This window comes from Candidatus Planktophila lacus (assembly GCF_002288385.1).
In the GTDB taxonomy this organism is placed as follows: domain Bacteria; phylum Actinomycetota; class Actinomycetes; order Nanopelagicales; family Nanopelagicaceae; genus Planktophila; species Planktophila lacus_D.
In genome coordinates this window covers 75,348-88,036 of record NZ_CP016783.1, presented here as the reverse complement: position 1 = coordinate 88,036, position 12,689 = coordinate 75,348, and the positions used below count along the sequence as shown (strand labels likewise).

General features: G+C 47.4%; 16 protein-coding genes. 2 read left to right on the top strand and 14 right to left on the bottom strand.

Going from position 1 to position 12,689, the window contains the following annotated elements; genetic code table 11:
• Positions 1-7 precede the first annotated feature (7 nt).
• From A1sIIB60_RS00400 to A1sIIB60_RS00380, 6 genes are all read right to left on the bottom strand, one after another.
• Positions 8-508 carry a heme-binding beta-barrel domain-containing protein gene (locus tag A1sIIB60_RS00400; RefSeq protein WP_095688771.1) on the bottom strand — a complete coding sequence of 167 codons (501 nt, stop codon included), beginning with the start codon at positions 506-508 and terminating at the stop codon, positions 8-10.
• Positions 509-643: a hypothetical protein gene (locus A1sIIB60_RS07345; RefSeq protein ID WP_257789710.1), complete on the bottom strand. Its 135-nt coding sequence runs from the start codon at positions 641-643 to the stop codon at positions 509-511.
• A 93-nt stretch (positions 644-736) separates the two neighbouring features.
• Positions 737-1,642, bottom strand: coding sequence for a CAF17-like 4Fe-4S cluster assembly/insertion protein YgfZ (gene ygfZ, locus A1sIIB60_RS00395; RefSeq protein ID WP_095688770.1), 906 nt, complete (start codon positions 1,640-1,642; stop codon positions 737-739).
• A gap of 1 nt (position 1,643) precedes the next feature.
• On the bottom strand, positions 1,644-2,051 hold the full coding sequence (locus tag A1sIIB60_RS00390; RefSeq protein WP_095688769.1) for a Fur family transcriptional regulator: 408 nt from the start codon (positions 2,049-2,051) through the stop codon (positions 1,644-1,646).
• A gap of 25 nt (positions 2,052-2,076) precedes the next feature.
• On the bottom strand, positions 2,077-2,496 hold the full coding sequence (locus A1sIIB60_RS00385; RefSeq protein WP_095688768.1) for a DUF4395 domain-containing protein: 420 nt from the start codon (positions 2,494-2,496) through the stop codon (positions 2,077-2,079).
• Between the two features lie 198 nt (positions 2,497-2,694).
• Positions 2,695-3,114 (bottom strand): thioredoxin family protein, encoded by a 420-nt coding sequence (locus A1sIIB60_RS00380; RefSeq protein ID WP_095688767.1) that lies wholly within the window; start codon positions 3,112-3,114, stop codon positions 2,695-2,697.
• A 62-nt stretch (positions 3,115-3,176) separates the two neighbouring features.
• On the opposite strand from A1sIIB60_RS00380, the gene A1sIIB60_RS00375 reads away from it, so the two are divergent.
• Positions 3,177-3,890 (top strand): response regulator transcription factor, encoded by a 714-nt coding sequence (locus tag A1sIIB60_RS00375; protein WP_095688766.1) that lies wholly within the window; start codon positions 3,177-3,179, stop codon positions 3,888-3,890.
• Positions 3,891-3,895: 5 nt separating this feature from the next.
• Positions 3,896-4,369 (top strand): GNAT family N-acetyltransferase, encoded by a 474-nt coding sequence (locus A1sIIB60_RS00370; RefSeq protein WP_095688765.1) that lies wholly within the window; start codon positions 3,896-3,898, stop codon positions 4,367-4,369.
• On the opposite strand, the gene A1sIIB60_RS00365 is transcribed toward A1sIIB60_RS00370, so the two are convergent.
• The 8 genes from A1sIIB60_RS00365 to A1sIIB60_RS00330 form a co-directional block, all read right to left on the bottom strand.
• Positions 4,366-6,066, bottom strand: a complete 1,701-nt coding sequence (locus A1sIIB60_RS00365) for a hypothetical protein (protein ID WP_095688764.1) — start codon at positions 6,064-6,066, stop codon at positions 4,366-4,368. The genes A1sIIB60_RS00370 and A1sIIB60_RS00365 overlap by 4 nt on opposite strands.
• Before the next feature lie 3 nt (positions 6,067-6,069).
• Positions 6,070-7,629, bottom strand: coding sequence for a hypothetical protein (locus tag A1sIIB60_RS00360; protein WP_095688763.1), 1,560 nt, complete (start codon positions 7,627-7,629; stop codon positions 6,070-6,072).
• A gap of 84 nt (positions 7,630-7,713) precedes the next feature.
• Positions 7,714-8,136: a hypothetical protein gene (locus A1sIIB60_RS07215; RefSeq protein ID WP_150131904.1), complete on the bottom strand. Its 423-nt coding sequence runs from the start codon at positions 8,134-8,136 to the stop codon at positions 7,714-7,716.
• A 210-nt stretch (positions 8,137-8,346) separates the two neighbouring features.
• On the bottom strand, positions 8,347-9,705 hold the full coding sequence (locus A1sIIB60_RS00350) for a transaminase (protein WP_095688761.1): 1,359 nt from the start codon (positions 9,703-9,705) through the stop codon (positions 8,347-8,349).
• Positions 9,706-9,729: 24 nt separating this feature from the next.
• Positions 9,730-10,494: an aldose epimerase family protein gene (locus A1sIIB60_RS00345; protein WP_095688760.1), complete on the bottom strand. Its 765-nt coding sequence runs from the start codon at positions 10,492-10,494 to the stop codon at positions 9,730-9,732.
• 11 nt (positions 10,495-10,505) lie between these two features.
• Positions 10,506-11,411 carry a carbohydrate kinase family protein gene (locus tag A1sIIB60_RS00340; protein ID WP_095688759.1) on the bottom strand — a complete coding sequence of 302 codons (906 nt, stop codon included), beginning with the start codon at positions 11,409-11,411 and terminating at the stop codon, positions 10,506-10,508.
• A complete protein-coding gene (locus A1sIIB60_RS00335; protein ID WP_095688758.1) occupies positions 11,408-11,899 on the bottom strand; it encodes a heme-degrading domain-containing protein in 492 nt (163 codons plus the stop codon). The genes A1sIIB60_RS00340 and A1sIIB60_RS00335 overlap by 4 nt, the downstream gene beginning before the upstream one ends.
• Positions 11,900-11,913: 14 nt before the next feature.
• Complete coding sequence (locus A1sIIB60_RS00330; RefSeq protein ID WP_223298690.1) at positions 11,914-12,684, bottom strand: FAD:protein FMN transferase; 771 nt, start codon at positions 12,682-12,684, stop codon at positions 11,914-11,916.
• Between the last annotated feature and the right edge of the window lie 5 nt (positions 12,685-12,689).

Here is a 12,689-nt window from a genome sequence, read left to right as displayed (position 1 = left end):
TTACCGTTTACTCGGACTGACGTTCGAGCGATGACCAGATATGCGCCTGAAGTTCTTGTCCTTCGGCTGCCATGTCGTAAGCAAAGAAGAGCTCGCCCGCGACAAGACCATATAAACGCACGCCCGCTGTAACAATCTTTGCAGATGGCGCTGAATAACCTTGATCAAGAACTAGCTGAATCTTTGGACCATCAAACTGTCCGACCCAACCTTCGGTGATTCCGGTGTTATGTGAAATCAATACTTCTAAAACATTATTTGGCTTAACGCGCCAGAAACCAGTTTCAGATCCAGCTGGGCGAATGATTTCGCCTTCGGCGTCGATGATCCAAGAACGTGAGTAATAGTTTAGAAATGGGCGTCCGTCATGGTTAAAGACAACCTCGTGTGCGTATTCAAAGCTCTCAATATTTGGGTATTCCCCGCGACCTTTCCCGCGCCAGGTGCCAACCATCCAAGCAAGTGGATTTAAATCTGGATGCAGACCTTCTGGAATTGTAAAAGCCACTTAGAGCCTGCCCCTTCGATATGTGCGCGCATCACGTGCTTGAGATTCGCGGCGTCCTCGGAAACCATAAATTAAAAGGCCAACGCCAATTGCTAATGAGATTAAACCCAATAAAACAGCGCTAACGATTTCCACGCCGTAATCCTACGGCCTCTACAGCCGGCTAACGGTCCAGACAATGACGAGCATCGCCACAAAGACAACTAAACCCTGTGCAATCGTGGCCATTTATGCGGGCACAATCACTTGTTGGGAAGCGGCCACGCCTTCGACAGTTAACTGCGCATCAACCGGCGTATTTCGCTTAACAATTGCCAGAGCGATTGGACCTAATTCAAAGTGGCGTGCAACTGTGCCAAGAAAACCTACTTGTACTTCACCATTCATAACCGGTGTACCTGGCGCTGGCATAACAACTTGGCTGCCATCTAAATGCAGCAGAACTAAACGACGTGGTGGATTTCCAAGATTAAAGATCTTCGCAACAGTTTCTTGACCGCGGTAACAACCTTTATTCATATGTACAGATTTATTCAGTACGCCAAGCTCATTTGGAATTGATTTATGGTCGGTTTCAAAGGCAATGCGCGGACGTCCTGCAGCAACGCGTTCAGCATCCAGTGCCCAAGTGCCAACCTGCATCGCGGTTGCGCCAAAGGTTTCTTGCATCTGCTCTAGCTCTGCGCGCGGAACCAGTGCGAATGGCCCGCCAATTTCAGTTACCAAACCAGGTGCACGCAACACAACGTATTCGCTAGATGCGTCGCGAACGTCCACACGCAACATAAATTTCATCTTCTGCAGATAAGCAATCAAAGTTTCAATGTACCCAGGATCCAAAACCAACCAAGAAGTTTCGCCGTCATCCACCAAGTTAAACTGATATTCGACGTGGCCCTGTGGGTCCAAGATCAGGGCTGATGTCCATTGGCCAACGGCAAGTTCTGATAAATGCTGAGTTGTTAAATCATGTAACCACTTCAGGCGATCAACGCCACTGACTGCGATTATCTGTAGGTGTGAGAGATCAGCCCACGCTTTGCCTTCAAGCAGAGCCTTCTGCTCTTTATTCGGTTCGCCAAAATGCCAAATGGCGCCCTTATCGACGCCATCTTCGACAAATACCGCAGTCATATTATTTAACGCAGGCTGCGCAGGTGCCGTAAATTGCAAAGTGAGTTACATCTGTTTTAAAGCCGTAATCGTCAGATAAATTCTGAACAAAATTAGCTGCTACATCGATCGGTGCATCGCCAACAGAACCACATGTGCCGCAGACCAAGTGAAGGTGAGTTAACTCTTCAGCTGCGTGATAAGTAGCGCCACCGTGGCCCAAGTGTGTGTGCTGGACAAGGCCAACGTTTTCGAGGGTTTCTAGGTTGCGATAGACAGTTGAAAGATTGATGCCAGGATGTGTCGCACGGACCTTTTCAGCAACTTCTTCTGGGGTTGCATGTCCGAGTTCGCGTACTGCAGAGAGAACTAATTCGCGCTGAGGAGTTAAACGCAAGCCTTTATCGCGGAGTTCATGTTGTTCTGCCATGGCTAGAGCCTACCTTCTAAGTGATTTATTTGGCTACGCGTGCGCGTACGAGGAGTAGATATACCTGGCAGCCCAAGCAGAAGTTAAATGCTGAATTTAAAAATGCGGCCGCAAGTGCAAAGCCAACTGCGACCGTAAAGACCCCATCGGCACCGGTAACAGATGCGATAACGGCAACGAGTGCAAAACCAAGACCAATGCTCTGCGCAAATTGCGGAGGACGCACATCTTCAAAAGTTGCTTCTGACTTAAGACGCGGCTTGATTAGCTTCTTAAAGATAATTGCATACGGAGTGAATTGCGGACCACGGATTGCACCGATTGCAAAGACAACTGCTTGAAATGCAGCCACCCAAACATTTGACGTAACTAGCGCGACTGCCAAAACTACAGTTGTAATCGCTGCCGAAAATCTTGGTCCTCTTGCATCTATTTGTACTGACATTTTCTCTTCCTTTACTTGAATCGCTTATGGGTCGTTGAATTAGTTTTTAAGTTGCAAACTAAGCACGACACATGGCGCCAGCTAAGCGGCCGTAATCAAGCACACGGCGCTTTGTGAAGTAGCTGGTTTCAATGCGGAACATGGCTTAAGGATAAAGAGCATCAGCGTTAAACGCTACTTGCGAATATTTCGCAATAACTAGCGTGAATGAATAGCAGCGAGCGCAGCATGCACCTGAGCGCGCTTTGGCGTGCCCATAGCGCGACCGACTTCAACGCCCACACCATTTAAAAACAAAGTGGTTGGCGTCGACAAGATATTTAATTCACGCACGAGTTCTAGATGTGATTCAGCATCGATATGGGCATAGCGAACATCAGGCATCGTCTTGACCATATCTTCGAGTAACGCCTTAGTGGCCCGGCAAGGAGTGCAGAACGCTGATGAGAACTGCACCATCGTTGCCCGTGACCCAAGCTCGCTGCCGACGATCGCAGCCGTTAACTTCGGCCCATTTACCGTCTTCTTCTTGCGAAATTCCCCACGCGTGCGCTGAAACCAGATGCCAAACCCAGTAGCGCCAGCCAGCACTATAAGAAGTGGAACGAACGTTTTCACAGGAGTATTCTCTCTCACTTAAAGCAATATAACGAACTCAATTTCTGCGAAAGGCTCTCCCCATGGCCAAGGTGTTGTTACTGACAAACACCAATGGCGCGAGCGCGGAAGTTCTTCCATCACTTGCTCTCTTGCAGCACACAGTAAAAATCTTGCCGGCTGAAGCCAGCGTCTTAATCGATTCACCAGTCATGGACATTGTCTTTGTTGATGCGCGTCGCGATCTGCCTGCTGCAAAGAACCTCACACGTTTACTTACATCAACAGGCGTTGGTGCACCCGTAATTGCAATTACAACTGAAGGCGGTCTATCTGCGATGAGCGCAGACTGGGGCGTCGACGATGTCATGCTCGATACCGCAGGCCCTGCAGAAGTCGATGCACGTATCCGTATGTGCATTGGTACTCACCTTGCTGCTCTTACCGCCGCAGATCCAACCGCCGGTGAAATTCGCACAGGCGATGTTGTTATTGATGAAAGTACTTACACCGCAAAGATCAAGGGTCGTTCACTCGATTTAACTTTTAAAGAGTTCGAACTTCTTAAATATCTCGCACAACATCCAGGACGCGTTTTTACTCGCGCACAGTTGCTGCAAGAAATTTGGGGATACGACTACTTCGGTGGAACACGCACTGTCGACGTACACATCCGTCGCTTGCGTTCCAAGCTCGGCCCAGAATTCGAAGCAATTATCGGAACAGTTCGTAACGTTGGTTATCGCTTCACACTTCCTAACGGTGGCAAAGAGAGCCCAATATCTGAGCGGGTCTAACCACCATGCGCCATATTCTTAAGATCCACCGCTCGTTAACCGATCCGCTCCCAACTGCAAAACGCGAATACGCACTTCGCACCTTTGATCCTGCACAAGATAAACAACGTTGGCTTGACCTTAATAACAAGATATTTGCCCACCACCCAGATCAAGGTAATTGGGTAATGCAGGATCTAGAGAACCGTATGGCCGAAAATTGGTTTGATCCCGCAGGCTTCTTCCTCGCGGTAAAAAGTGAAGAAATAGTTGGTTTCTGCTGGACCAAGATTCACCAGGACTTTGTAAATCAAGAACCAGTCGGCGAGCTTTACGTTATTGGCGTTGACCCTGATCATGCCCATCAAGGCATTGGCCGCGCAGTATCAGTCGCTGCGATTAATTATCTTGTCGCAAAAGGCTTAAAACACTCAATGCTTTACGTAGATGCCGATAATGAAAAGGGTCTAGCGCTTTATGCCAGCCTTGGTTTTAACTAAGCTTTCTTTTTGAATCCGGCCGGACACTTTGGCGAAACAGCGCTTACTTTCTTTGTTGTCTTGCCTTTAACGCAAGTGATCGTGGATTTCTTCTTCACCGGAATCGCAGCTACTTGAGGTTCAGCGCTAGCCGAAGGTTTCGCACTCGGTTGTGGAGTTGGCTTTCCAATTGATCCATCTTGAGTTAACTTAACTTTCAGAGTTGGTGATGAGAACGTAAATCCTGTCGCACTTAAATGGAGCCAACCGTTATCTTCATTTACAACGGTTGTCGCCACGTTCTGCTGACCGCCATCGGAGGAAGTAATACTTACCGATGCTGAGATTGGGGCGTTACTAAACTTATATATACAGCGCGCAACATTTGAATCTATATACAGATTGTATTTTCCTTGGAAGACTTTTCCATCGGCAAGAAAATGCGGAGAGGCAACCTTGTAATCAAGAGTTCCCGTCTGCTCGTTGTATATCGGCGGTGTCGCTGTATACGTGGTGGAGTTTGTCGTTACAAAACCAGCCAAAGTCTTTGAGTTCCTTATACAACTGCTTGCAGCTGCAATATCGCGCTCCGGCAAGTTGTAGAAGATCCACTGTGTTGGGTTAGCGACTGCTGTATCTTTCAAAGCCCGTGCCCACGTGCTCAACGCTTCCATCGAATAATCGCCACTGGCTCCTGGGTAAGTTGATTGACCGGCAGGTATTTGACCGAATCTCTGCTTCTCTGTAGCCGTGAATGAGTTTGGGTCAATCCAGCCCGCCAGAATTGGCACACGGGTGGATTGACCTTTCATGTCAACACGGGTTCCATAACTCGTTAATTCATAATCAATTTCTGGAGAATCGATCCGTCCGTGCATCCAACCGTTAATTACTTTTGAAAATCTTATAACCATTCCGAATTTAACATCTTCAGGAAAAGTTTGTCTTAGAGCACAGACACCATCACCAACAATTGCGCAGACATCAAAGGGAAGTTTGCTGGGGTGATTAATTCCCATTGACATCGTGCCGTTGGAAGCCATTGCTATCTCAGAAACGTTTGCTTTATAGCGAGAATCTCTAACCATATTTACTGGGTAAATTGCCGCACGGAAATCTCCACTACCCCATGGGTCTGAGCCCGGTGGTTGTGCAATCCAATTCGTGCCATTGCGTTTTAGCGAACCTACTCGGGAAACTATGCCAACAAAATTAGTAGTGCCACCACCATGTTTAATGTTAGGAATTTCCCAGACTCCAGATACCGAGCCTTGCGGTAAGCCATTATCAGAATTTGCTTTGTATGGATTAGCAACTTTTTCAGGAATTGATTCCTTGTAAACTCCCTTAATCCTTGCTGGAGCTCTTGGTGCTACCGCGTAAATGCTTTCGATACAGTCAACCTCGGTTGCGGAACTACATGCCGGCATAAGTGCGTAGTACTTTATAAATTCAGCTGACGAACATTTGGGGTCATTTAACCCATCGCAGTATGAAACAACATTTGGTGGCTTTCCGTTAGACCATGTGTAGCTGTAAAGGAGTGAAGGCATGCGCAACGTATCCACGTTCTCTTCAAAGAGAACTCCAACCTTATTTCTATTGTCGGTTCCATTATTTAATGAATACTGTTCATCAATCGTTCCAGCCGCGGTTGAAAGTGAAGGGTTTGCAATTACAAACAAAGCCACTATTAATGCCGCAATTACTCTCTTCATTGCCTAAGCCTTTTTCTTAAATCCGGCTGGACACTTCGGCGAAACTGCACTTACCTTCTTTGTTGTCTTACCTTTAACGCAAGTGATCGTGGATTTCTTTTTTGCAACTGCTACAGGGGCAGTTGAAGCAGCTGGTGCAGGAGTAGCAGCCGCAGATGGCTCCTGAGTTATCTTCACCTTTATCTGCTTCTCGCTGAATGTAAATCCGGCTGCCTTCATCTTTAGCCAGCCATCTTTTTCAGTTACAACAGTTGTCGTAACGTTCTGTGCGCCATCAGCCCCAGCAATTGAAACTGTTGCAGAAACTGGAGCGTTTGAGAATCCGTAGAGACAACGAGCTGCATCACTTCGCAAAACCAAATCGTAGGTTCCTAAGTTCGGAGTTTTACCATCAGGACCAAAATGAAAACCGGATACTCGGTAATTTAGGAAGCCATCTACAAATTTTGGTGGATTACCGTCATATCCCATGGAGTTTGTTGAAACTACACCTAGGACGCGATCAGTTGCATTTAAACATTTATTCTCGCTAGTCCAGCGAGTAGATTCAAATATCCAATTTGTATTAGTGTATGCCGCCACATCTTTCAAAGGTCCCCGCCAATAATCAATGTATTCAAATATCCGAGGATCACCCGGATCGGCGTTATTCACACCTTTTACGACACCTAAGTGTTGGATAAAGTCTTTCTCTTTCGGTGTCAAAGAGGAGGCTGGCCGTTTAACAGCAAAAATTGGGACTGTAACTGGTTTACCCGAAACAACTACACGATTATTCGTAGGCGAAAAAAACGAGACCTCAACATTTACATCTTGCATACGTGCCTTAAACCAGCCGACAACTTGATTGCTTAAATGCAACGTCGCTTTGAGTTCAGTGTTACTTGGGAAATCATATTGAATACCACTACGGCCATTTTCAAACCAAAGAGAATCCCAGCGAGTTGAGTTAATCTCTTTCATTGGCCTGATTGCCAATTTAACCTCGTTAATAACAAAGTATTTATTCATATCGTCATAGTTCATCACATAGCTATAACTAACTAAATACTTTAGATCCATTACTTTTCCATCGACTATTTCAGACCACACAGAGAATTTTCCACCACGTGGCAATCTTTTAGATCGATCGGGAGGAAAAACACAACCTGCTGCTGCAGTAGCATCACAAGTTCCACCTTCGACATATTTCTCAAAGACAAGTTTTTTGTATGCGCCACCATCACGCGATATCTCAATAGATTCAATGCAGTCTTCGTTTTCGGCCGCAGTGCAAAGAGTTAATAGCGGCGCACCCAAGATAGTTTTAACGCCCCATTTAGCATCATTAAAATTGCAATTTGGATCAGTCGTTGAGGCGCAAGGAGCTACTCCTCCTGTCTGACCAAGTGCAGAGAAATTAATTCCAGCTGTTTCTCCGGTCGAAAATAGACGTTCATCCATCTCTCTTGGTACAGATGCAGGAAAGAATGCCTCTTTATCTTCAGCGGCAGGTGCAGAAACAGGAATGATCAAACCAAACGCAAGAGCCACGATTGGGATCAGCTTCCAACTTTTCTTCATTTCTGCCTCTCAGGTTGACTACTCAGTAGTCCGCTACAGATGGCTAAATTTATGCGCTCGGCACCACTATTGCTAGGGAAATCACTAGCCCAAGGCGCTTATTAACCATTTTAGGTTCGCTTCTTCATGTTTAACGTTGCGAGCATTCGCAAAATTGAAGTGGCAGACGCGATTCCGAGTCCCGGTCGCGTAGTGCATCCGGTTATCGATTTTTTGATAAGTCTTAAAGGATTCTGGGAAGGGCAGATCCAAGAAGGCGTGTCTGGTGCATGGCAGCCAGAGGCGGGTGAAATTTCGCTGCGATAAAACATCCCTCCAAAGACCAAAACCTGGATTCGGGTTGTTTATATCGAAGGTAGTTTTTGAATCAAGAACTTGATGCCACTCTGCGTAACCTTTTTCTTCCGAAAAGTTACTGAGAGTTTGAATCAACCTTGAACGCAAAATCAATTCAAGTTGTCCGATCAAAATGTATGTCTGGCTATAGCGAATTAAGAATTTTTCCATTCGAGTACCTTCGTCCACACCACAGACAAAATTAGGTTGTGATCCACAGCCCCGAACTTTATACTTTTCTCAACGGTTCGAGAGTGAGATCACTGGCGAAAGCTAAATCGCTCGAATCAATAAGCTCAAGTCTTATTCTGCGAATCAGATGACTTAAGCGGGATGGGAAAGCCTCACAGTGATGTGGGGCTTTCTCTTTTGTTGGCGAAATTAGCCGACTAAGTCAGCGCACATGGCGCGAAATGCCACAGTATGCGCATCAACATCAGCCGCAGTTGTTGCCGGAGACATCAACGCCATATTGTGAAATGGCGTCAACAAGAAACCATCGTTTAACAAGCGCAGGTGAATATATTGCTCGAGTTCGAAATCTCCTGATTCGGCAGCATCGCGACCTGTGCGCGGCGCCTTACCTTTGAAGATGTATTCACCGCGCGCACCTAAACGATTGCAGTGCCAATCCAAATCAAATTCAGCAATTGCGGCATCAACGCCATCGCTCCAGCGATCACCGAGCGCGATCATCTCCTTGAACGCATCCGCTGTTAATACTTCGCTTAGCGTTGCACGCATCGCAGCAAGTGACATCGCATTTCCTGCCAAGGTGCTGCCGATTCCGCCAGTATCGATGATTTCTAGTTCAACTAACTTCTTAATTGAATTCGCAACATCTTCAGTCATTCCAAATGTGCCAACTGGAATACCGCCAGCAATTGCCTTGCCGATAGTTAAGAAATCAGGCTTTAGACCAAGGTCTAGCGTCATTCCGCCAGGACCAACAGAAATTGTGTGGGTCTCATCGATGATCAACAGTGCGCCGTACTTCTTAGCAAGATCCTGCACCGCATATAGATAGCCATCTTCAGGAAGAACAATGCCTACGTTAGTCATCGCAGGTTCCATCAAAATCGCTGCAACGTCGCCGTGCTTTAGCGCAGCTTCCATGCCGGCCAAATCATTAAATTCAACTACGCGAGTTGTTACATCAAGATCTACAGGTGCGCCCAGGTTTCCTTCGCGCTTTACGGTATTTCCTGCATCATCCAAAGTTGCAAAAGTTTCATCAACGCTGCCGTGATAACAACGATCGATAACGATGATCTTGCTGCGGCCGGTAATGAGGCGGCAGTAACGAATAACGTGACGGTTGGCATCAGTTGCAGTCACTGTAAATTGCCACTTTGGCAGACCAAAACGTGAGGCAAGTTCTTTTGAAACTACTGCAGCATCAAGTGTTGGCAACATCGAAGTGATTCCGATATCTGCCTGGCGCTTGATCGCAGCAATCGTTGCATCTGGTGAGTGACCAGTCATCGAACCGGTATCGCCTAGACAGAAATCGATATAAGTATTGCCATCAATATCGGTGAACTTCGCACCCTTTGCTTCCTTAACGAAAACCGGATGTGCACCTGGCCACTTAGCCATCCACGACATTGGCACACCTTCGTGCATCACTTTCTGCGAATCAGCAAATGCTTCCGCGCTCTTCTTGTGATTTGCTAAGAAACGCTCTTCTTCAACTTTGCGAAGCTGCGCTAAACGGCCACGATCGATTTGTGTAGACATAACCCAATCCTATGTTTTCTATTTTTACGCTTCGGAGAATACAAAGAGCGCTTCGATGTAATGCTCACCACTTATGCCTAAGTTCTGCGCATCAGGCGGTGCAGTCTCTGGCTCTACGCAAACGCCTTCGGGATCTTCGTTATAGACAACCCACCATGGAGCATCGGATTCGATATCTATGCGCGCGCAGTCTTCCCAGATAACGGCCGGAACGCCTTGTATTTCAGTGAAAACATCATCCCAAGGCCCTGCAGATTGCGGAACGAATTCACCTGTTGGAAGTCCATCTTCATCGCGCTGGAGCATCTTTGCCGCTTTAAATTCAATTTCTGCACTGCCGCCTCGATCGAGATCGCGCGGAAACCACGGATGCATTCCAAGCCAAGCTGGCAACTTGCAATCACCTGGATCGTATTCAAGTGACCAACGCACAGCATCATCTAAAACTTCAATAGTTTGTTCGATAGTTGCACCGCCATAAGGCTTTGGCAGATGCAACAGTGAACGTCCTGGACCAATCTCTTGCCATGAAGAGATAAACCCAAAACCATGAATTGCATGTGGTGGCGTGATATTTGTTGGCAACTGAATCTCTTCACCATCTGCACCGAACATGATTCCGTCACGGATGCGTCCAGCCCACGGACCCATCGCATACCAACCATGAGTTAAAGGATCTCCACGGTAAGGAACTGCAAATTGCATATCGCGCCAGGTGATCGATGTAATGCGCGCACCGTTATCTAAATCAATTGCGATTTGAAATTCTGCATCATCGATATATTGCATGGCGCTCCCTCTTAGAGTTTCGCTAGCTCGTGCTTGTATGGGGGTTGCGCCCCCGCACGAGAACATGTGATCGCCGCAGCTGCTGCAGCGCGCGCCAAAACTTTCTTCAAACCTTCACCTTGCAAAGATAAAATTCCATCTTGCACCATCGCTTCAACGATGATCGCACCCACAGTATCGCCAGCGCCTACAGTGTCGACAACAGCAACTTTCACACCTGGCGTTTCTTCGCTGCCGCTTTCAGTAAAACCGATCGAACCATTTGCACCACGTGTAACAACAACAAGTGCTGCACCATCTTCAACCCAACGCTTTGCCACATCTTCAAACTTCTGATCAGGAAACAACCAAGCTAAATCATCATCGCTGACCTTGATCACACTTGAGATTGCCGCCCATTTTTCAACGGCTGCCTGATAAAGATCGCGATCTCCCATTACAGATGGGCGAATATTTGGATCAAAAACAATTGGTGCAAACTCAGCCACCTGCAGCGCCCAGTCGTATAAAACACTTGCGCCAGGCTCAATAATCGTTACCAAGGTGCCGATATGGAGCACATTTGGCTTATGCACTGAAGGATCCGGCAACCAGTTCAAACCAAAATCAAATGTTGCAGTGCCATCGATTTTAAACTCATACGTCGCACCACCATCGGCACCTAACGAAACGATCGCCAAACAAGTTGGTTTATCACTCGTCAAAGCTAAATCGAGTTTTACTTCATCTGCCAATAGTTCTGCGCGAGCAGAAACTCCGTAATCGTCAGTTGAGATTCCATCAATGAAGTGAACATCGTGGCCAAGTCGCGCCAGCGCCTTTGCGGTATTTGCCGGTCCTCCACCAACAACAGCAATACGTTCTGGTGTGCCCGGCAACAAATCAATTAAAACTTCGCCACAAACCCAGATGCTCATGCATTCTCTCCTTGCCGTGCCAAGTATTCGGTAATTACTTCAACTCCCAATAAATGATCTTCAACTTGCGGCAATCCGCTAATCAATAAAATTCCCGTTAAACCCTCACCCGCAACGTTTAAAGCAAGTCCACCACCGTGAATTGCATGTAGCTCTTCGCTCAAACCAGTCTCTAGATACCAATCAACGCCACGTTCTTCAGCATCTACACGTACATGCATCGTTGACTTACCTGTCGCCATCACAACTCGTGCCTTACGCGCAACCCAAGAATCGTTATCTGGTTTCGAACCTTGCAGAGCAACTTTAAAAACTGTCCAGTCACCCACACGAACTTCAACAATTATCGGCAACGCCCGCGCACTTGCTTTAGCAAAACCAATCTCGCCAATTTCAATCGCTTGCGCCTGCGTCAACGACGGTAAAACCAAAGCCTCAGCCTCGCGCGCAAGACCTGCGCTGGTAAAGCCCCCGGTAGTTTCGACCATTGGCTTATCTTGCCCTAAGAAATAGCCGAACCCACGCCCCAAGCACCGCCGCTATGGCGATCGATAACCCATGCTGAATATTCCGCCAATTCGGGCCGTCCAAACCAACCCGCACCATCTTCACCTGCAACCATTAATGCCGTCGCCAACGCATCCGTTAAACCACCATCTGGCCCAAGCACCGTCGCTGATTTCGCACCAATTGCAATCGTGCCTGAGTGCGGATCGAAGATATGCGCCCCACGTTCATATGTTCCGCTCGTCGCAATCGCGCCATCGTGAATTTCAAATATCCGCAGAACCTCTTGGCGATTATCGGGATTAACAACACCGATCTTCCACGGCCCCGCCACGCCTTTTTCAACAACTCCACCACGCAGCGTTAAATCTCCCGCCGCATTTACCTGCACATTTTCACAACCTGCTTCAACCAAAGATAAAGCAACGCGATCCGCCGCCCATCCCTTTACATACCCCGATGGATCAAAGCCACCCGCAACCGCCCACGGATCAAATGCCCCGCCCGTTAAATCGCGCGCAGCCGCACAGAGATGCCAAACCTCTTGCACATCCGCCGGGCATTGCTCAATCGCAATTTCTCCTCGTCGCAAACGCGAAACAAACGAACCATCTTTATAGGTCGAGAAATCCTCATCAACCCCGTAAACAAATTTCTTTACACCTTCAACAGCTGCATCAATCGCAGCCTCGCCAAGTTTGCTCGAGCCCAAATCTAAAAAGAGAACAGTGCCCCAAACGTGTATCTCATATCGCTTGCGCACCACGTCGT

Excerpts from the sequence above, each read along its gene's own strand:
- A1sIIB60_RS00345 (WP_095688760.1), bottom strand. The coding sequence starts at position 10,494 with ATGCAATATATCGATGATGCAGAATTTCAAATCGCAATTGATTTAGAT.
- A1sIIB60_RS07215 (WP_150131904.1), bottom strand. The coding sequence starts at position 8,136 with ATGGAAAAATTCTTAATTCGCTATAGCCAGACATACATTTTGATCGGA.
- A1sIIB60_RS00390 (WP_095688769.1), bottom strand. The coding sequence starts at position 2,051 with ATGGCAGAACAACATGAACTCCGCGATAAAGGCTTGCGTTTAACTCCT.
- ygfZ (WP_095688770.1), bottom strand. The coding sequence starts at position 1,642 with ATGACTGCGGTATTTGTCGAAGATGGCGTCGATAAGGGCGCCATTTGG.
- A1sIIB60_RS00350 (WP_095688761.1), bottom strand. The coding sequence starts at position 9,705 with ATGTCTACACAAATCGATCGTGGCCGTTTAGCGCAGCTTCGCAAAGTT.
- A1sIIB60_RS00385 (WP_095688768.1), bottom strand. The coding sequence starts at position 2,496 with ATGTCAGTACAAATAGATGCAAGAGGACCAAGATTTTCGGCAGCGATT.
- A1sIIB60_RS00370 (WP_095688765.1), top strand. The coding sequence starts at position 3,896 with ATGCGCCATATTCTTAAGATCCACCGCTCGTTAACCGATCCGCTCCCA.
- A1sIIB60_RS00365 (WP_095688764.1), bottom strand. The coding sequence starts at position 6,066 with ATGAAGAGAGTAATTGCGGCATTAATAGTGGCTTTGTTTGTAATTGCA.
- A1sIIB60_RS00335 (WP_095688758.1), bottom strand. The coding sequence starts at position 11,899 with ATGGTCGAAACTACCGGGGGCTTTACCAGCGCAGGTCTTGCGCGCGAG.
- A1sIIB60_RS00360 (WP_095688763.1), bottom strand. The coding sequence starts at position 7,629 with ATGAAGAAAAGTTGGAAGCTGATCCCAATCGTGGCTCTTGCGTTTGGT.
- A1sIIB60_RS00340 (WP_095688759.1), bottom strand. The coding sequence starts at position 11,411 with ATGAGCATCTGGGTTTGTGGCGAAGTTTTAATTGATTTGTTGCCGGGC.
- A1sIIB60_RS00375 (WP_095688766.1), top strand. The coding sequence starts at position 3,177 with ATGGCCAAGGTGTTGTTACTGACAAACACCAATGGCGCGAGCGCGGAA.